We start from the raw sequence: 18,851 nt of genomic DNA, 5'->3' as shown, positions 1-18,851 counted from the left end.
GCATAAATTTCTGGTATCCGCACAGCGAATTTCATAACTTTAGTTCCGCAAAATCCACCAGGCATTCATCTTCGCTCAACACCAACCATGAAAACAAAATTTTTACTCGCTGCACTTACTTCCATTTTATTTTTCAGTTTCACTTTCGCGCAGCAAACACTCACTCCTGCGCAATGGGACAACGCGAAAAAAAACGGACAGATAGATGGCAAGGCGGTCATTTCGCTTAGAGCGGCGGACGACACCACCACTTCTCACTATCGCATGGCATCCAATTATCCTCTTCCGCAACCCGCGTCGAATACGTGCGCCTGCTGGCAGCAACGTGATGCAACATGGAATACGGGCGACTTCGACGGAAGCGGCGGAAGTGGCGGCCCCGGAATTTTTCCGGATTACAGAAATGATGACTGGACAACTCCCATTATCAATCTTCCTTTTAACTTTTGCCTTTACGGAACAACGTGGACGCAATGCTACATCAACAACAATGGAAATGTTTCTTTCGGTGCGCCCTACTCTACTTTTACCGCAACCGGATTTCCGAATGCTTCTTTCGTAATGGTTGCTCCGTTCTGGGGCGATGTGGATACGAGAAATCTTTTAAGCGGACTTGTGTATTACAAAATTACACCAACCTATATGGTTGTACAGTGGGACAGCGTTGGTTATTATGGAATGCATGCTGATAAACGGAATACTTTTCAAATGATCATGACCAATGGAACAGATCCAATTGTTCCGGGAGGAAATGTTTCTTTCTGTTACAAAGACATGCAATGGACAACCGGTGATGCTTCGGGTGGCGTGAATGGATTCGGTGGCTCCGATGCAGTTGTCGGTGCAAACAAAGGCGATGGTGTAAATTATATTCAGTTCGGAGAATTCAATCAGCCCGGTTCTACTTACAACGGGCCTGCAAATCCGGGAAGTGGAATTGACTGGCTCGATAACCAGAGTTTTATTTTTGACGCATGCGCAAATAACAACAACGTTCCTCCAACTGCTTCCGGAATCCAGGTTTGTGATACACTTCATCTTTGTGTTGGTGATTCACTTCCACTCAACGTTACATTTTTCTCACCTGAAGTCGGGCAGATCACCGTGATTACGATCGACACAACAGGAACCACAGGTTATAATATTATTTCGAATAGCAGCGGTAATACAGCAACACTTATTTCTTATTTCCTCGGAAGTTCAAGTAATCTCGGCTACCACACCATCACCATTACTGCAACAGATAACGGAACGCCTGCGGGTGTCACGAATATTCCAATTGTTATTGATGTAGGTTTTCCTCCGGTTACAACTATTACTCCCGATACAACAGTTTGCAACGGCCCCGTTCAACTCAACGTAACCGGTGGAGGAACTTATCAATGGACACCAACCACAGGATTGAGTTGCGGTACGTGTTCCAATCCAACTGCAAATCCTGCAGTTACTACCACCTACATTGTAACAGTAACGAACGGCTGTCCTGTTGATGATACGGTAACAGTTTTTGCTCCGCCGGTCATTACCTTGTCGCCCGACACGAGCATGTGTTCCGGAATTTCTTACCAGATGAATGTGAGCGGGGGAACTTCGTACACGTGGGCGCCTGCGGGAACACTGAACAATGCAAACATTGCAAACCCGATTGCGACACCAACTGTAACGACGACTTACACGGTGACTGTTGTCAATGGAAATTTTGCTTCGTGCACGCGCGTGGATAGTGTAACCGTAACTGTAATTCCAACACCGGTTGCAGTGGCGAGCAACGATACTACAATTTGCAATGGAAGTTTTGCATCACTTGTTTCGAGCGGGGGAACAACTTACAGTTGGACACCGGCAGGAACTTTGAGTAATCCGAATATTGCTTCACCATTTGCGACGCCAACTGTTACCACTACGTACACCGTCATTGTGTCGAATGGAACTTGTACTGATACCGAACCGGTGACCGTGAATGTACAAACTCCGAATGCGAATGCGGGACCCGATGCAACAATTTGTATTGGAGAAACCACGCCGTTGAATGCGAGCGGTGGAGTTGCGTACTCGTGGTCGCCCGCGGCAGGATTGAGTTGTACCAATTGTGCGAATCCGGTTGCATCACCAACGGTGACGACAAATTACACGGTGACGATCACCGACGGACTCGGATGTATTGATACCGATGTGATGACGGTGACTGTGAATCCGCAACCAACTGCAGCTTTCCTTGTGAATCCATCTGTAACTTTCATTGACAGTGTTTTCACTTTCACTGATCAGTCCACAGGCGGAGTGAATTCCTGGTCATGGAGTTTCGGTGACGGAAATACTTCAACGCTGCAGGATCCGCAACATTCTTATACTGTAGCGGGAACTTATAATATTTGTCTCGTGACGACGGATAATAGCGGATGTTCGGATACAACCTGCTGGAGTGTGGAAGTAAAACCGCACGACATAGAAGTGCCGAATGTATTCACACCGAATGGCGACAACACGAATGATCTTTTAGTTTTCAAAAATCTCGAATACTTTCCGAACAGTATGTTACAGATCTATAATCGCTGGGGTGAACTCGTTTATGAAAACGGAAATTATCTCAACGACTGGAACGGAAAGAAAAAAGGCAACGGCGGAGAATGTGTTGACGGAACGTATTACTACATACTGAGCGGGCCGAATATTAAAACGCCGCTGACTGGATTTGTACAGTTGATCAGGGGGAAATAAATTTTATTGATTTGAAATGGGAAAGGAGATCGTGAGGTTTCCTTTTTTGTTAGGAAAATTTTTATACTCCTCTTTGATCCTGAATTTTATACCGGGATGATAACAAAAGAAAAGAATGAGTGCTGCACCGAACATGCCTACCCAAGCAGGGAATCAATTTCTATTTTTTCATTCGCTAATTTTCCATAATTTCATTTGCAATTTACAACTAATCGACGTATTCCCTGAAAGTAAACCTGCGATTGATCTTATATCGTGGCAATAAAAATTTAATTCACCAATGCATGAATAATCAGAAAGACAAGAATAAATAATAATGATCCCTTCTTCCAGTTCACCCTCCCCGCTCATCAGCCAATATAATTTTTCCGGCACGAGTACCATTCCGGTAGTAATGGGTTTTACTTCCGACGATCAGCTTTTCGCGAGGACGTTACGGGAAAGATTTGTTCCTCTGAAAAATATCAGCAGCATTACACTGAGAAAATGCCGGATGACGAGCCGACTGGAAACAGATAAATTGCGGCTCGATATAAAAACATTAAATGGTGCTGGTGAAAATAAATTTCAATCGCTGCGATTTGATATCACGGATGAAGAAGCAAAATTATTTTTGCGCGAACTGAAAAAGAAAATTCCATCGACGTGCATCATCGACAACCAGATGCAGGCAAGAGAAATTGATCTTGCAGATATAACGGCGAGGCGGAGTTATCCGTTGCAATCGTGGTGGTTCATGACGAAAGCAGTTCTTGTGGGCCATTCGCGCACCTCGCAGATCTTATTCAACAACATGACGATTCTTATTTTTTTATTGGTCTTCGCCAGCGTATTCGCAGGAAATTTTTTCATCGGGCTTGGTGTCACTGCGCTTTTCGCAACTTATTTATTGCTCACGTATCACAAGATCACCACCGATGAAAATTTCATCCGCATAAAAAAAAACCTGTTGAGAAAATCTTATCGATGGGAAGATGTGGCAAAAATTGACATTCACCGTTACACGATCACGGTCACGCGATATGGTTCTGCAGTTCGCAAATCGCATTTACTCGACTGCACACTTATCGCCACAAACGGAAAGAAAAAGAATTTTCTCATGCGCACGCTCGAGGGAAAACAATTCGTTCGTGAAATGGTGATGCGGAAAAAAACTCCGGCGTTTGTGGAAGATCTATTTATCTGAGAGGAACAATTCCTGAAAAATATCCCGCTGACAAAAATCATCAACGCGGTTGACCGGTGTCATCGCTAATGTTTCAGCTGTGAAATAATTTTGACTCCGTTAAATCACACTGATCAATTCACCTAAAAAAACAAAACTCATGACACTCATTAAACGCACCAATGGTAATCATCCGGCAGTACGCACATTCTTGTCCGATTTTTTTGACACCGACCGGTTCTTCGGCAATTCTCTTTTTCCAACCTTCGAAGCAGAATGGATTCCTGCCGTGAATGTAATTGAAAATGAAAAAGATTTCAGCATCGAAGTAGCCGCACCCGGCTTCAGAAAAAATGATTTCGAAATCGTAGTGGAAAACGGCATTCTCAACATCTCGGCAGAACACAAAGAAGAGACGGAAGAAAAAGAAAAGAATTACACGCGGCGTGAATTCAGTTACAATCAATTCAGCCGTTCTTTTTCGCTTCCGGAAAACAGCAGTGACGAAAACGTAACGGCGAAGTACGACGAAGGTGTATTAAAACTCACCCTCTCGAAAAAAACGATCGAACCGGCGAAGCGGAAAAAAGAAGTCCAGGTTGCGTGAGCGACTGAACTTTGAAGAGAGGAGATCGCGAGGTTTCCTTTCTGCTTACTGCCACTGACTCCTGCTGCTCCTACGCCTGCCCTTGTGGCCCGCCGAAATTCATGGGGAAAACATTCGGTGGTAATTCCACATCGGCGATCACACCATTCGACTGTTCGAACCGCGCAACATTTTCTTTCATGGCTTTCAATAATCTTTTCGCATGTTGCGGCGCAAGAATAATTCTCGACTTCACGCGCGCTTTAGGAACGCCGGGCATCACCTGGATAAAATCAAGAACGAATTCCGAACTGGAATGTGTGATGACGGCGAAGTTGGAATAAATTCCTGAAGCGATTTCCTCGTTGAGTTCGATATTGAGTTGCTGTTGGTTCTGTGCTTCTTCTTTCATGATATTTTTTTATTGATTGTTTCTTTTGTCGAGCAGCCATTTCTCTGCAGAACCAGCATCGGTGAAAAACCGGATGCGATACGAAGGTTTATTAAATTGCAAAAAGAAATTGGCGAGCAATCGCTGGGAGAGTGAATAAATGGTAACGGCAACTTTCTCCACTTGCAATAATTTCTGATTGGAAGCGAGTAGGATCCGTGCATCGTGATCTGCAGAAGTGAATTTTCCATTCATCACCAGGATCTTCTTCGGCTTGCCACCGGTAATTTTTGTAAGCGCTCCATTCATTAATTCTGCTTTTCCGGAATCGATCCTGAGATCATCTGTCAACCGAAGCACGATCACGTCATCGCTGCGTTTTTCATACACCGCAAATCCAAGATCGACTTTATTACAGGGCTCCGATAAATTTGTTTTCACAGTAAGCAAGATAATAAATAAGGTGCAGTTGCAAATTGTTTTTGATCGGTAAAAAAAGAAGCTGCCCGTAAATGGACAGCTTCTGAATTTCAATCAAAGAATATTTACACTTCTTCTTCCATCGCCTCTTTCTTCGCCTGGAGAAGACGTTCGTATTCATCTTTCGAACCGACCACAAGTTTCTCGTACGTGCGGTGGCCTGTTCCTGCAGGAATAAGGTGGCCGACAATAACATTTTCCTTGAGTCCGTTGAGTGTATCCACTTTTCCGTTGACCGCAGCTTCGTTGAGCACTTTCGTTGTTTCCTGGAAAGATGCAGCAGAAACCCAGCTGTTCGTTTGAAGCGATGCGCGTGTAATTCCCTGGAGGATTTGCGAAGATGTTGCAGGAACCGCATCGCGGAATTCAACCTGCTTCATGTCTTTGCGTTTCAACATGGAATTTTCATCGCGGAGTTTTCTTGCAGAAACAATTTGTCCTGCTTTCATCGATGCAGAATCGCCGATCTCAACAACAACTTTTTTACTGAAGAGACGATCGTTCTCTTCCATGAAATCCGCTTTGTTCGCGATCTGTGTTTCGAGGAACATGGTATCGCCCGGATCAACGATCTCTACTTTTCTCATCATCTGGCGAACGATCACTTCGAAATGTTTGTCATTGATCTTCACACCCTGCAAGCGATAAACTTCCTGCACTTCATTCACAAGATATTCCTGAACCGCAGTCGGCCCTTTGATCGCGAGAATATCTCCGGGAGAAATGGATCCGTCAGACAATGCTTCACCTGCGCGGATGAAATCGTTTTCCTGCACGAGAATATGTTTCGAAAGCGGAACGAGATAAGTTTTGCGTTCGCCTGTGCGCGATTCAACGATCACTTCACGGTTACCACGTTTTATTTTTCCGAAAGAAACAATTCCGTCGATCTCGGAAACAACTGCCGGATTCGAAGGATTACGTGCCTCGAATAATTCTGTAACACGTGGAAGGCCGCCGGTAATGTCACCTGATTTTCCGAGTGCGCGTGGAATTTTTACAAGGATCTGTCCGGCTTCGATTTTATTTTTGTCTTCAACAATGACGTGAGAAGAAACCGGGATGTTGTACGTTTTCAGAATATCCGTACCGCTGATGATGCGGATGGAAGGATTTTTTGTTTTGTCTTTTGATTCGATGATCACTTTCTCAGTGAAACCTGTTTGTTCATCGGCTTCTTCGCGGAAAGTAATTCCTTCTTCGATGTGATCGAATTCTATCTTACCACCGAATTCAGAAACGATAACAGCGTTGTAAGGATCCCAATCGCAAATCGTAGAACCTTTTTTCACCGTCTCTCCGTTCTTCACATAGAGTTGAGAACCGTAAGGAATATTTCCTGTAGTAAGAACGATCTTCGTGTTGAGGTCGATGATGCGCATTTCTGCAGAACGGCCGATCACCACGTCCACATTTCCATTATCAGTTTTTCTTTTTACAGTACGCAATTCATCAATTTCGATGATGCCATCGTATTTAGCTTCGAGTTTTGAAGCAGCAGCGGCGCCACCTGCAACACCACCAACGTGGAATGTACGGAGTGTGAGCTGTGTTCCCGGCTCACCGATAGATTGTGCAGCGATAACGCCAACGGCTTCTCCCTGCTGCACCATTCTTCCTGAAGCGAGATTTCTTCCGTAACATTTTGCGCACACACCTTGTTTCGATTCGCAGGTGAGTACGGAACGGATCTCGAGAGATTCGATCGCAGTGTTGTCAATGCGCACAGCATAATTTTCCGTGATCTCATTTCCTGATTCAATGATGAGATCTCCTGTTTGTGGATCGAAAACATCATGAACAGTTGTGCGGCCAAGAATACGATCGTGAAGCGGTTCAACAATCTCGTCATTCTTTTTCAACGGAGTTGCAATAAGACCGCGAAGTGTTCCGCAATCTTCTTCAGTGATGATCACATCCTGTGCAACGTCAACTAGACGACGGGTGAGGTAACCGGCATCGGCAGTTTTAAGAGCGGTATCGGCAAGACCTTTACGCGCACCGTGCGTGGAAATAAAATATTCAAGAATGGAAAGGCCTTCTTTGAAATTCGAGATGACAGGATTTTCGATGATCTCTCCTCCTGCTGCACCAGCTTTCGAAGGTTTCGCCATCAATCCGCGCATTCCACCAAGCTGTTTGATCTGTTCTTTCGATCCGCGTGCGCCTGAATCCAGCATCATGTAAACAGGATTGAATCCCTGACGATCGGATGACAACTGATCGAGGACACGTTTAGTAATTCTGTTATTTGTATGTGTCCAGATGTCGATCGTTTGATTGTAACGTTCGTTATTCGTGATGAAGCCCATGTTGTAATTGTTCCTCACCTCTTCCACCTGGTCATTTGCTTCAGCGATCATTTTATCTTTTTCCTGCGGAATGATAATATCTCCGAGGTTGAAAGACAATCCGCCTTTGAACGCCATGCGGAATCCGAGTTCTTTAATATCGTCGAGGAATTTCGAGGTCTTCGCCATTCCTGTTTCTTTCAACACGGTTCCGATAATATCGCGCAATGATTTTTTCGTGAGCAGTTCATTGATGTAACCAACTTCAGCAGGAACTACCTGGTTGAAAAGAATTCTTCCCAATGTAGTTTCGATCACGCCGGGTTTGATCACGCCATTATCATTCATATTATTCACACGCACTTTCACAAATGCATTGAGGTGAACTCGGCCTTCGTTGTAAGCAATGATCGCTTCTTCCGAATTATAGAATTTCAATCCTTCGCCTTTCACTTTTACTTTATCATCTGTCTTCATGCCTTTGGTCATGTAGTAAAGACCAAGCACCATGTCCTGTGAAGGAACTGCGATAGGCGCACCGTTGGCAGGATTCAGAATGTTGTGTGCAGCGAGCATGAGTATCTGCGCTTCGAGAATGGCAGCATTTCCAAGCGGAACGTGCACGGCCATCTGGTCACCGTCGAAGTCGGCGTTGAACGCAGTACACACGAGTGGGTGAAGCTGAATAGCTTTTCCTTCGATGAGTTTTGGCTGGAACGCCTGGATACCGAGGCGGTGAAGAGTAGGAGCACGATTGAGCAGAACAGGATGTCCTTTCAGAACATTCTCAAGAATATCCCACACCACTGCATCTTTACGATCAACAATTTTCTTTGCCGATTTCACGGTCTTCACAATTCCTCTTTCAATAAGTTTGCGAATGATAAATGGCTTGAATAATTCTGCAGCCATATCTTTCGGCAAACCGCATTCGTGCAATTTCAATTCAGGTCCAACGACAATTACTGAACGTGCAGAATAGTCGACACGTTTTCCGAGAAGGTTCTGGCGGAAACGTCCTTGTTTTCCTTTGAGTGAATCAGAAAGAGATTTGAGCGCACGATTCGATTCTGTTTTAACCGCATTTGATTTGCGTGAATTATCGAAGAGTGAATCGACAGCTTCCTGCAACATACGTTTCTCATTTCGCAAAATCACATCAGGAGCTTTGATCTCGATGAGACGCTTCAAACGATTATTGCGGATGATAACGCGGCGATAAAGATCATTGAGGTCAGAAGTTGCAAAACGGCCACCATCAAGCGGAACAAGCGGACGCAATTCAGGCGGAATGACCGGAACAACTTTGATGATCATCCATTCCGGATTGTTCTGCACATTTTTATTTGCCTGGCGGAAAGCTTCCACAACCTGAAGACGTTTCAACGCTTCATTTTTTCTTTGTTGTGAAGTTTCGTTATTCGCTTTGTGACGGAGTTCATAAGAAAGTTCATCGAGCTTTATGCGTTGCAGAAGATCATACAATGCTTCTGCTCCCATTTTCGCAATGAACTTATTCGGATCATGATCATCGAGATAAAGATTTTCTTTCGGAAGTGTTTCAAGAATTTCAAGATACTGTTCTTCAGTGAGAAAATCCATATAGTTGATCCCGTCGGCACCTTTGATCCCGGCATTGATCACTACATAACGTTCGTAGTAAATGATCATGTCGAGTTTCTTCGTTGGCAAACCAAGAAGATAACCGATCTTATTCGGAAGAGAACGGAAATACCAGATGTGCGCAACAGGAACAGTAAGATTGATGTGTCCCATTCTTTCGCGGCGAACTTTTTTCTCCGTTACTTCCACACCGCACCGGTCGCAAACAATCCCTTTGTAGCGGATACGTTTGTATTTACCGCAGTGGCATTCCCAATCTTTAACAGGACCAAAAATCCTTTCGCAGAACAAACCATCGCGTTCAGGTTTGTACGTGCGATAATTAATGGTCTCCGGTTTCAAAACTTCTCCGCTCGAACGTTCGAGAATCGACTCTGGTGAGGCGAGACTGATCGTGATGGTAGAGAAGTTGCTTTTTATTTTTACTTCTTTTCGGAAAGACATATTGCGAGTTATTACGTTCGTTTAATAATGAAAAACTCTTTTTCAGTCAAGACTGACATTCAATGCAAGGCCACGGAGTTCGTGCAGCAACACGTTGAACGATTCCGGAATTCCCGGAGTAGGCATGTTATCGCCTTTCACGATCGCTTCGTATGCTTTTGCACGGCCAACTACGTCGTCTGATTTTATTGTGAGGATTTCCTGCAGGATGTTCGCAGCACCGAATGCTTCGAGCGCCCACACTTCCATCTCACCGAAACGCTGTCCACCGAATTGCGCTTTACCACCGAGCGGTTGCTGGGTGATAAGCGAATAAGGTCCGATGGAACGCGCGTGCATTTTATCGTCAACCATGTGTCCGAGTTTCAACATGTAAATGATACCAACTGTTGCAGGCTGATCGAAACGTTCTCCCGTTCCTCCATCAGTGAGGAAAGTACGTCCGTAACGCGGCAAACTTGCCTGGTCAGTATATCCGTTGATCTCATCAATAGTTGCTCCGTCGAAAATCGGTGTCGAGAATTTCATTCCGAGTTTTTGTCCGGCCCACGCAAGAACAGTTTCATAGATCTGTCCGAGGTTCATCCGTGAAGGAACGCCAAGCGGATTGAGCACAATATCAACCGGTGTTCCGTCATCGAGGAAAGGCATGTCTTCATCGCGCACGATACGCGCAACGATTCCTTTGTTTCCGTGGCGGCCGGCCATTTTATCACCGACTTTCAGTTTACGTTTTTTCGCGATGTAAACTTTTGCAAGCTGAACGATTCCCGCTGGTAATTCATCACCCACCTGGAGTGCAAATTTTTTGCGTTTGTAAATTCCGCCGAGATCATTGAACTTGATATTGAAATTATGAAGAATGGTTTTCACCATTTCATTCGCATCATGATCGTTGGTCCACTTGGAAGAATTCACATTATTGAAATCGATCTTCTCGAGAACTTTTCCGGTGAACTTTATTCCTTTCTCGACAACCTCTTCTTTCAGGTTACTGAAAACTCCGGCGCAGGTTTTTCCGCTGAGCACTGAAGTAAGTTTTTCAATAAGTGTTTCTCGGAGAGCAGAAGCTTCCACAGCTTCTTCCTTGTCGATCTTTTCAACGAGCGATTTCTCGTCGGCTTTTGCTTTTTTGTCTTTGATAGCACGGGAGAAAAGTTTTTTATCAATGATCACTCCGCGGATAGAAGGCGGAACTTTCAATGATGCATCTTTCACATCGCCGGCTTTATCGCCGAAGATCGCACGAAGAAGTTTTTCTTCCGGCGAAGGATCAGTTTCACCTTTTGGTGTGATTTTACCAATGAGAATATCTCCTTCTTTCACTTCAGCACCCACACGGATCAACCCGTTCTCGTCGAGATCTTTTGTCGCTTCTTCAGAAACGTTCGGGATATCTGCTGTGAGTTCTTCAAGTCCGCGTTTTGTATCGCGCACTTCCATCACGTATTCATCAATGTGAATGGAAGTGAAAATATCATCGCGCACAACTTTTTCATTGATGACAATAGCATCCTCGAAGTTGTAACCTTTCCACGGCATGAATGCCACTTTGAGATTTCTTCCGAGTGCGATCTCACCTTCTTTAGTTGCGTATCCTTCGCAGAGAATATGTCCGCGTTTCACCTTGTCACCTTTCTTCACCATCGGTCTGATGTTGATGCAGGTGCTCTGGTTGGTCTTGCGGAATTTGGTGAGCTTATAAGTTTTTACATCATCGTCAAAACTCAGCAGGCGATCTTTATCATTCCGGTTATAACGAATAGTGATCTCTGTTGAGTCTACGTATTCTACAATTCCATCTCCTTCTGCCTGCCAGAGTACGCGCGAGTCGCGGGCAATGAGTCCTTCGAGACCTGTACCAACGATCGGTGCTTCGGGGCGGAGAAGTGGAACGGCCTGGCGTTGCATGTTTGATCCCATCAACGCACGGTTCGCATCATCATGTTCGAGGAACGGAATGAGAGAAGCTGCAATGGATGCGATCTGGTTCGGAGCAACGTCCATCAATGCGATCTGTTCAGGATCGACAACAGGATAATCTGATTCGTAACGTGCCTTGATACGTTTCTCGCGGAAATTTCCTTTGTCATCAATGTCTGCATTCGCTTGTGCAATGATGCGCTGATCTTCTTCTTCTGCGGTGAGATAAACTACGTGCTTATTCACATCTACTTTTCCATTCGTAACAGTACGATAAGGAGTTTCAATGAAACCGAGTTTATTGATCTTCGCGTAAACACAAAGTGAAGAGATCAAACCGATGTTCGGTCCTTCAGGAGTTTCTATTGTGCAGAGACGTCCGTAGTGTGTGTAGTGAACGTCGCGCACTTCGAATCCTGCACGCTCACGTGAAAGACCTCCGGGTCCGAGAGCAGAGAGACGACGCTTGTGCGTGATCTCGGCGAGCGGATTCGTCTGATCCATAAACTGTGAAAGCTGGTTCGTTCCGAAAAATGAATTGATAACGGAAGAAAGTGTTTTCGCATTAATGAGATCTGTTGGTGTGAACACTTCGTTGTCGCGAACATTCATTCGCTCGCGAATGGTACGCGCCATACGTGCGAGGCCAACTCCGAATTGCGAATACAATTGTTCACCTACAGTGCGCACACGACGATTGGAAAGATGGTCAATGTCATCTATATCTGCTTTCGAGTTAATGAGCTCAATGAGATATTTGATGATCTGGATGATATCATCTTTTGTGAGGACGCGGGTTTCTTCTGAAGTATTCTGTTTGAGTTTTTTATTCAGGCGGTAACGGCCCACTTCGCCGAGATCATAACGTTTATCGGAGAAGAAGAGTTTGTCAATGATACCGCGTGCAGTATCTTCATCAGGTGGTTCCGCATTACGGAGCTGACGATAAATATGTTCAACCGCTTCTTTTTCCGAATTGGAAGTATCTTTCTGAAGCGTGTTGTAAATAATGGAATAATCAAGATTAGCAGAATCGACTTTGTGAAGGATGATTGATTTCACATTCGCATCCACAATAAGATCGATATGAGAATTCTCAAGAATTGTTTCGCGGTCAATGATCACTTCATTACGTTCGATAGAAACCACTTCGCCGGTATCTTCATCCACAAAATCTTCAACCCATGTTTTAAGAACACGTGCAGCAAGTTTACGTCCAACCACTGCTTTGAGTGCAGCTTTGCTCACTTTCACTTCATCAGCAAGTCCAAAAAGTTCGAGGATCTGTTTATCTGATTCCCATCCGATAGCGCGAAGAAGGGTGGTAACCGGTAATTTTTTCTTCCGGTCGATGTAGGCATACATCACATTATTAATATCCGTTGCGAATTCGATCCAGGATCCTTTAAACGGAATGACGCGTGCAGAATAAAGTTTTGTTCCGTTAGCGTGACGGCTCTGACCGAAGAAAACTCCGGGCGAGCGATGCAACTGTGAAACGATCACACGTTCCGCTCCATTGATAACGAAAGTTGCGCGAGGAGTCATGTACGGAATAGTTCCGAGATAAACATCCTGGACGATGGTTTCGAAATCTTCGTGTTCCGGATCTGTGCAATACAATTTCAGTTTCGCTTTGAGCGGAACACTGTGAGTGAGACCGCGCTCGATGCACTCATCGATGGAGTAACGTGGCGGGTCAATAAAATAATCGAGGAATTCGAGAACGAAATTATTCCGGGCATCACTGATCGGGAAGTTCTCCGAGAAAACTTTGAAGAGCCCTTCGTTCTGACGATTTTCGCTGGTAGTTTCCAACTGAAAAAAGTCCTGGAATGATTTTAATTGGATCTCCAGAAAATCCGGATAATCAATTTGCGCTTTGCTTTTTGCGAAATTGATGCGTTGCTGTTTTTTAGTCGTTTCCAAGGCCATTAGGAATTAATAAGAGTGAAACAAAAGCTCGTAAGCAACAAAGAGGTTCAGACCTGTATCCCGAGTACTCGGGACAACCAGATCTAAACCGTAATGCGGTGATGAAGTTGATTACTTAATTTCAACTTCAGCTCCCGCTTCTTCGAGTGACTTTTTCAAAGCTTCAGCATCTTCTTTGCTGATAGCTTCTTTAAGAGTTTTTGGGGCTCCGTCTACGAGATCTTTTGCTTCTTTAAGTCCAAGTCCAGTCGCGTCTTTTACGACTTTAACAACCTGAAGTTTTTGTCCGCCGGCAACTTTGAGAATTACGTCAAAAGTCGTTTTCTCAGCAGCAGCAGCAGCACCGCTACCACTGGCAACTACAACTGCAGCAGCTGCAGGTTCGATTCCATATTCGTCTTTCAATACTTTTGCAAGTTCACTTACCTCTTTAACGGTAAGGTTAACTAACGCTTCTGCGATTGCTTTTACGTCTGCCATTTTATTTATTTGGTTTTGTGATAATTAATTTGAGTGAATAGTTTCCTTTCATTATGATCTTTATTGAGAGTGGGAATAAAACCGAAGTTATTATTCTGCATTTGCAGAGGATGTTTCACTATCTCCAGGGAATTTGCGACTGTCGTTCGTAAGACCACCGATCACATTTCTCATTGGAGATTGTAACAATCCGATGATATCGCCGATCAATTCGTTCTTCGATTTAATCGCTGCGAGGGTATCCAATTGCTCGTCGCCGATATAAATGCTTTGTTCAACGAATGCACCTTTCAAGACCGGTTTAGAATTGGATTTACGAAACTCTTTGATCAGTTTCGCTGGGGCTGCGGCTGAATCACACAACATGATTGAAGTAGAACCTTTAAGCGCAACATACAGAGGCTTGAATTCTGCATCGTTCGCTCTTTCCATTGCTTTTTGCAACAAGGTGTTCTTTACCACGATCAGTTTAATCTGCTTATCAAAACACTGTCTCCTCAGTGAGCTGGTCTTTTCAGATGGCAACTCAGAAGTATCGGCGAGGTAGAAATTCTTGCTGGCTGCAAGTTTAGCAGCGAGCTCTGTGATGATCTGTGTTTTATTTTCTTTGTTCATTGTGACGGCTTTTTCAGCTTTTGCTGGAGTGTGAATTAACCCAGTGTTTTTGTTTCGATCTGAACACTCGGGCTCATCGTACTCGAGAGATAAACACTTCTCATGTACGCACCTTTTGCAGAAGCGGGTTTCATCTTGAGAATAGATTGAAGAATTTCGTTGGCATTATCAGCGATCTTTTCGGCTTCAAATGAAACTTTGCCAACAGAAACAGCTATGATCCCTGCTTTGTCGACTTTGAAATCAATTTTTCCACCTTTTGATTCTTTCACTGCTTTACCAACTTCCATAGTGACAGTTCCTGTTTTAGGATTCGGCATGAGCCCGCGTGGACCGAGAACTTTTCCGAGTGCTCCAACTTTCCCCATCATGGAAGGAGTGGTAATAATGACGTCCACATCGGTCCATCCTTCTTTGATCTTCTGAATAAATTCATCCGATCCGACAAAATCAGCACCGGCAGCTTTTGCTTCAGCTTCTTTGTCGGGAGTGCAGATCACAAGTATGCGGACAGTTTTACCGGTTCCGTGAGGAAGAGTCACTGTTCCGCGAACCATTTGATTCGCTTTTTTCGGATCAACACCCAAGCGGATTGAAAGATCAACAGAAGCATCGAACTTCGTTGTGGTGATTTCCTTCACAATTTTAGCAGCGTCATTCAGTCCGTATGCTTTATTCACATCATACTTACTCATCACTGCTTTTCTTTTTTTTGTGAGATTGGCCATTGTATTTTTTTTTCGACGTTCAAACGTTCATCCTGCTTTCGCTTGACAAACTCCGTCTGTTTCAATTATTTTTTGAGCGGATTCTTACCCGTAACATTTATGCCGAGAGAACGGGCCGAGCCTGCCACCATACTCATTGCTGATTCGATGGTAAAACAATTCAGGTCGGGCATTTTCGATTCGGCGATAGTTTTTACCTGGTCCCAGGAGACAGAGCCAACTTTTTTACGGTTGGATTCGCCGGAACCGGACTGGACTTTAGCTGCATCTTTCAATTGCACTGCGACCGGTGGCTGTTTGATAATGAATTCAAATGATTTGTCATTATAAACAGTGATTATCACGGGCAATACTTTGCCTGCTTTGTCCTGTGTACGGGCGTTGAACTGCTTGCAAAACTCCATGATGTTCACTCCTTTCGCACCCAATGCAGGTCCGATAGGAGGAGAAGGATTGGCAGCGCCACCCTTGATCTGAAGTTTAATAAGAGCACTTACTTCTTTCGCCATTTTTCAGGTTTTACTGGTTTGTTTTTCTGTTATATGTTGGAAGCGCGTAACAGCAAATCTTTATACAGGTTACTCTTTTTCAACCTGCATGTAATTCAACTCGAGCGGTGTTTTTCTTCCGAAAATTTTCACCATCACCTTGAGTTTCTTTTTCTCTTCGTTGATCTCTTCGATCACGCCGGAGAAAGTATTAAATGGTCCATCAATCACTTTCACTTGTTCTCCAATGGTGAATTGGTTGAGCATCGTCTCTTCTGCATCAGCAAGCTCGTCCACTTTTCCGAGTATCCTATTGATCTCTGAAGAACGCAAAGGAACCGGATCGCCTGTTTTTGATCCGAGAAATCCGATAACCCCGGTGATATTTTTCAACATGTGCGGAATTTCTCCCACCAAAGAACCTTCAAGCATCAGGTAGCCGGGGAAAATATTCCTTTCCTTCGAAACTTTTTTCCCATTCCGGATCTGGATGACTTTCTCCATTGGAATAAGAACCTGGCTTACGAATTCCTGCATTCCGAGACGCGAAATTTCAGAATCGATGTATTGCTTTATCTTTTTCTCCTTTCCATTGACCACGCGCAATACGTACCATTTCTTGACAGCGGTTTCTTTATGTTTGATTTCAGCCATTGCTGATTTGATTTTATTTTAGTTGAAAACAGATTATCAAAAGATCGTGTAGAGTTTTTCCATTCCCTTGTTGAATGAAAAATCCATCACAAAAACAACGATCGCAAAGATCAGGGTGGCTATCATTACCACAATCGCACTTTCCTGAAGTTCAGACCAGGTTGGCCAGGTAACTTTTGTGAGGAGTTCATCACTCACTTCTTTGAAATATGTTCTGATCTTATTCATATTAATTGTTTTGCACAGGCACCAGGATTCGAACCTAGATCAACGGTTTTGGAGACCGCTATTCTACCATTGAACTATGCCTGTGTGCACTGTTATGATCTTCCGCAAAAGCGGATTATTTTTGGCAGCGAAAGGTGTCCTCCTTTTTATCGGCGAACACCTTTTGATACTGCTTTTTTCTCAATGCTTATTTAGTGATCTCTATCACCTGTCCGGCACCAACGGTACGTCCTCCTTCGCGGATAGCGAAACGAAGACCTTTGTCCATTGCGATCGGAACAATAAGTTTTACTGTGATAGTTACGTTATCACCGGGCATAACCATTTCGCGTCCTGCAGGCAGTTCAATCTCTCCTGTTACGTCAGTTGTACGGAAATAAAACTGCGGACGATATTTGTTATGGAACGGAGTGTGGCGTCCGCCTTCTTCTTTTTTCAAAACATAAACTTCTGCCTTGAAATCAGTGTGAGGAGTGATCGATCCTGGTTTAGCAATTACCATTCCGCGGCGAATATCTTTTTTGTCAATACCACGAAGAAGCAATCCAACGTTATCACCAGCCTCACCTGTATCGAGAAGTTTTCTGAACATCTCAACTCCGGTAACTGTTGATTTGAGTTTTGCTTCCTGCATGCCGATGATCTCTACCTCTTCGCCAACGTTGATAACACCTGTTTCAATTCTTCCTGTTGCAACAGTACCACGACCTGTGATCGAGAATACATCCTCAACCGACATAAGGAAAGGTTTATCCTTATCACGTGCAGGAGTAGGAATGTAGCTGTCAACCGCATCCATAAGTTCCATTATCTTTTCCACCCATTTCGGCTCTTTATTTAGTCCGCCGAGTGCAGATCCACGAATGATCGGAGTTTTTGCACCATCGAATTTGTAGAAGGTGAGAAGATCCCTGATCTCCATCTCAACGAGGTCGAGAAGTTCCGGGTCATCTACCATATCCACTTTATTCATGAACACTACGATCTGCGGAACACCAACCTGGCGCGCAAGAAGGATATGCTCACGGGTTTGTGGCATTGGACCATCTGTTGCTGCAACCACGAGAATTGCTCCGTCCATTTGAGCAGCACCTGTTACCATGTTCTTTACATAGTCAGCGTGACCCGGACAATCTACGTGAGCGTAGTGACGATTCATAGTCTGGTATTCTACGTGGGAAGTATTGATAGTGATTCCGCGCTCTTTTTCTTCCGGAGCATTATCGATTGACGAGAAGTCACGGACTTCAGCGAGACCTTTTTCGGCAAGAACAGTGGTGATTGCCGCTGTAAGTGTTGTCTTGCCATGATCCACGTGACCGATGGTACCAACGTTTACGTGTGGTTTGGAACGGTCAAATTTCTCTTTTGCCATAGCTATGTTTTTGTTTGGTGTTAATTAGTGTTTGTTGTTTCGAAACTTATTACTCTTTATTTTTTTTTGATCCTGAATTAATTTTCATCGCAGTTGAGCGACTCATTTTGGCTTTTTGAGCCGATGGAGGGAATTGAACCCTCGACCTCTTCCTTACCAAGGAAGTGCTCTACCACTGAGCTACAGCGGCCGGATGCAGGAGATTCTGAGAGCTGACCACTGTGAAAACGCACTCACTTTGCAATGCAATTTCCATTATAGAGTTAGCAGTATTGTCAACTCCTGTTCTGGAGCGGAAGACCGGGCTCGAACCGGCCACCTATAGCTTGGAAGGCTATCGCTCTACCAAATGAGCTACTTCCGCTAAACTTTCTTTCAAGCTGGATCACTCATTCGATCTCCAAAAATTCTTGTGGGGAGAACAGGATTCGAACCTGTGAAGACTAGGTCAACAGATTTACAGTCTGTCCTCGTTGGCCACTTGAGTATCTCCCCAAAATTTCATACCGGGAATACATCCAACCACACAGGTGAATGGAGCCGGCGAAGGGATTCGAACCTCCGACCTGCTGATTACAAATCAGCTGCTCTACCAGCTGAGCTACACCGGCTAAAGAATGTTTGGTGCGACAAAGTTAATCTGTTGATCACTGCTCGCCCATCTCCTGATTTCAAAGAACTTAGGGGCTATATTTTATTGTGCCCCTTTGAAAAGGACTGCAAATGT

Annotated in this window: 14 protein-coding genes and 5 tRNA genes; 3 read left to right on the top strand and 16 right to left on the bottom strand. The window is 44.3% G+C overall.

The genetic code is table 11. From position 1 onward, the window contains the following. The first annotated feature begins 87 nt into the window (after window positions 1-87). The 3 genes from HY064_09990 (at window position 88) to HY064_09980 (ending at window position 4,490) form a co-directional block, all read left to right on the top strand. On the top strand, window positions 88-2,718 hold the full coding sequence (locus tag HY064_09990) for a gliding motility-associated C-terminal domain-containing protein (GenBank protein ID MBI3510982.1): 2,631 nt from the start codon (window positions 88-90) through the stop codon (window positions 2,716-2,718). A 316-nt stretch (window positions 2,719-3,034) separates the two neighbouring features. Continuing rightward, window positions 3,035-3,904, top strand: a complete 870-nt coding sequence (locus HY064_09985) for a hypothetical protein (GenBank protein MBI3510981.1) — start codon at window positions 3,035-3,037, stop codon at window positions 3,902-3,904. A 139-nt stretch (window positions 3,905-4,043) separates the two neighbouring features. After that, window positions 4,044-4,490, top strand: a complete 447-nt coding sequence (locus tag HY064_09980) for an Hsp20/alpha crystallin family protein (GenBank protein MBI3510980.1) — start codon at window positions 4,044-4,046, stop codon at window positions 4,488-4,490. Between the two features lie 70 nt (window positions 4,491-4,560). Here HY064_09980 and HY064_09975 read toward each other — a convergent pair whose 3' ends face one another. From HY064_09975 to HY064_09900, 16 genes are all read right to left on the bottom strand, one after another. After that, window positions 4,561-4,881 carry a DUF3467 domain-containing protein gene (locus tag HY064_09975; protein ID MBI3510979.1) on the bottom strand — a complete coding sequence of 107 codons (321 nt, stop codon included), beginning with the start codon at window positions 4,879-4,881 and terminating at the stop codon, window positions 4,561-4,563. Window positions 4,882-4,890: 9 nt separating this feature from the next. Continuing rightward, on the bottom strand, window positions 4,891-5,301 hold the full coding sequence (locus HY064_09970; GenBank protein MBI3510978.1) for a hypothetical protein: 411 nt from the start codon (window positions 5,299-5,301) through the stop codon (window positions 4,891-4,893). A 104-nt stretch (window positions 5,302-5,405) separates the two neighbouring features. Continuing rightward, window positions 5,406-9,698 carry a DNA-directed RNA polymerase subunit beta' gene (rpoC, locus tag HY064_09965; protein ID MBI3510977.1) on the bottom strand — a complete coding sequence of 1,431 codons (4,293 nt, stop codon included), beginning with the start codon at window positions 9,696-9,698 and terminating at the stop codon, window positions 5,406-5,408. Window positions 9,699-9,740: 42 nt separating this feature from the next. Continuing rightward, a complete protein-coding gene (gene rpoB / locus HY064_09960) occupies window positions 9,741-13,556 on the bottom strand; it encodes a DNA-directed RNA polymerase subunit beta (GenBank protein MBI3510976.1) in 3,816 nt (1,271 codons plus the stop codon). A 111-nt stretch (window positions 13,557-13,667) separates the two neighbouring features. Beyond that, window positions 13,668-14,036, bottom strand: a complete 369-nt coding sequence (rplL, locus tag HY064_09955) for a 50S ribosomal protein L7/L12 (protein ID MBI3510975.1) — start codon at window positions 14,034-14,036, stop codon at window positions 13,668-13,670. A gap of 90 nt (window positions 14,037-14,126) precedes the next feature. Next, a complete protein-coding gene (locus tag HY064_09950; GenBank protein MBI3510974.1) occupies window positions 14,127-14,651 on the bottom strand; it encodes a 50S ribosomal protein L10 in 525 nt (174 codons plus the stop codon). A 35-nt stretch (window positions 14,652-14,686) separates the two neighbouring features. Next, window positions 14,687-15,379: a 50S ribosomal protein L1 gene (locus tag HY064_09945; protein ID MBI3510973.1), complete on the bottom strand. Its 693-nt coding sequence runs from the start codon at window positions 15,377-15,379 to the stop codon at window positions 14,687-14,689. Between the two features lie 65 nt (window positions 15,380-15,444). Further along, a complete protein-coding gene (rplK, locus tag HY064_09940) occupies window positions 15,445-15,888 on the bottom strand; it encodes a 50S ribosomal protein L11 (protein ID MBI3510972.1) in 444 nt (147 codons plus the stop codon). Between the two features lie 69 nt (window positions 15,889-15,957). After that, window positions 15,958-16,521: a transcription termination/antitermination factor NusG gene (gene nusG, locus HY064_09935; GenBank protein ID MBI3510971.1), complete on the bottom strand. Its 564-nt coding sequence runs from the start codon at window positions 16,519-16,521 to the stop codon at window positions 15,958-15,960. Window positions 16,522-16,557: 36 nt separating this feature from the next. Continuing rightward, window positions 16,558-16,749: a preprotein translocase subunit SecE gene (secE, locus tag HY064_09930; GenBank protein MBI3510970.1), complete on the bottom strand. Its 192-nt coding sequence runs from the start codon at window positions 16,747-16,749 to the stop codon at window positions 16,558-16,560. 13 nt (window positions 16,750-16,762) lie between these two features. After that, window positions 16,763-16,833, bottom strand: a tRNA-Trp gene (locus tag HY064_09925). A 103-nt stretch (window positions 16,834-16,936) separates the two neighbouring features. Continuing rightward, window positions 16,937-18,124 (bottom strand): elongation factor Tu, encoded by a 1,188-nt coding sequence (gene tuf, locus HY064_09920; GenBank protein ID MBI3510969.1) that lies wholly within the window; start codon window positions 18,122-18,124, stop codon window positions 16,937-16,939. A 118-nt stretch (window positions 18,125-18,242) separates the two neighbouring features. Next, window positions 18,243-18,314 (bottom strand) — tRNA-Thr (locus HY064_09915). 98 nt (window positions 18,315-18,412) lie between these two features. After that, window positions 18,413-18,488: transfer RNA gene (locus HY064_09910), tRNA-Gly, on the bottom strand. Window positions 18,489-18,537: 49 nt separating this feature from the next. After that, window positions 18,538-18,619, bottom strand: a tRNA-Tyr gene (locus HY064_09905). Window positions 18,620-18,659: 40 nt separating this feature from the next. After that, a tRNA-Thr gene (locus HY064_09900) sits at window positions 18,660-18,735 on the bottom strand. Between the last annotated feature and the right edge of the window lie 116 nt (window positions 18,736-18,851).

The sequence above is a fragment of the Bacteroidota bacterium genome (assembly GCA_016194975.1).
Taxonomy (GTDB): domain Bacteria; phylum Bacteroidota; class Bacteroidia; order Palsa-965; family Palsa-965.
Note: the sequence above shows the minus strand (reverse complement) of the source record. Positions and strands in the feature narration are given on the sequence as shown.

Excerpts from the sequence above, each read along its gene's own strand:
- HY064_09950 (MBI3510974.1), bottom strand. The coding sequence starts at position 14,651 with ATGAACAAAGAAAATAAAACACAGATCATCACAGAGCTCGCTGCTAAA.
- secE (MBI3510970.1), bottom strand. The coding sequence starts at position 16,749 with ATGAATAAGATCAGAACATATTTCAAAGAAGTGAGTGATGAACTCCTC.
- rplL (MBI3510975.1), bottom strand. The coding sequence starts at position 14,036 with ATGGCAGACGTAAAAGCAATCGCAGAAGCGTTAGTTAACCTTACCGTT.
- HY064_09945 (MBI3510973.1), bottom strand. The coding sequence starts at position 15,379 with ATGGCCAATCTCACAAAAAAAAGAAAAGCAGTGATGAGTAAGTATGAT.
- tuf (MBI3510969.1), bottom strand. The coding sequence starts at position 18,124 with ATGGCAAAAGAGAAATTTGACCGTTCCAAACCACACGTAAACGTTGGT.
- HY064_09980 (MBI3510980.1), top strand. The coding sequence starts at position 4,044 with ATGACACTCATTAAACGCACCAATGGTAATCATCCGGCAGTACGCACA.
- rpoC (MBI3510977.1), bottom strand. The coding sequence starts at position 9,698 with ATGTCTTTCCGAAAAGAAGTAAAAATAAAAAGCAACTTCTCTACCATC.
- nusG (MBI3510971.1), bottom strand. The coding sequence starts at position 16,521 with ATGGCTGAAATCAAACATAAAGAAACCGCTGTCAAGAAATGGTACGTA.
- rpoB (MBI3510976.1), bottom strand. The coding sequence starts at position 13,556 with ATGGCCTTGGAAACGACTAAAAAACAGCAACGCATCAATTTCGCAAAA.
- HY064_09990 (MBI3510982.1), top strand. The coding sequence starts at position 88 with ATGAAAACAAAATTTTTACTCGCTGCACTTACTTCCATTTTATTTTTC.
- HY064_09985 (MBI3510981.1), top strand. The coding sequence starts at position 3,035 with ATGATCCCTTCTTCCAGTTCACCCTCCCCGCTCATCAGCCAATATAAT.
- rplK (MBI3510972.1), bottom strand. The coding sequence starts at position 15,888 with ATGGCGAAAGAAGTAAGTGCTCTTATTAAACTTCAGATCAAGGGTGGC.
- HY064_09975 (MBI3510979.1), bottom strand. The coding sequence starts at position 4,881 with ATGAAAGAAGAAGCACAGAACCAACAGCAACTCAATATCGAACTCAAC.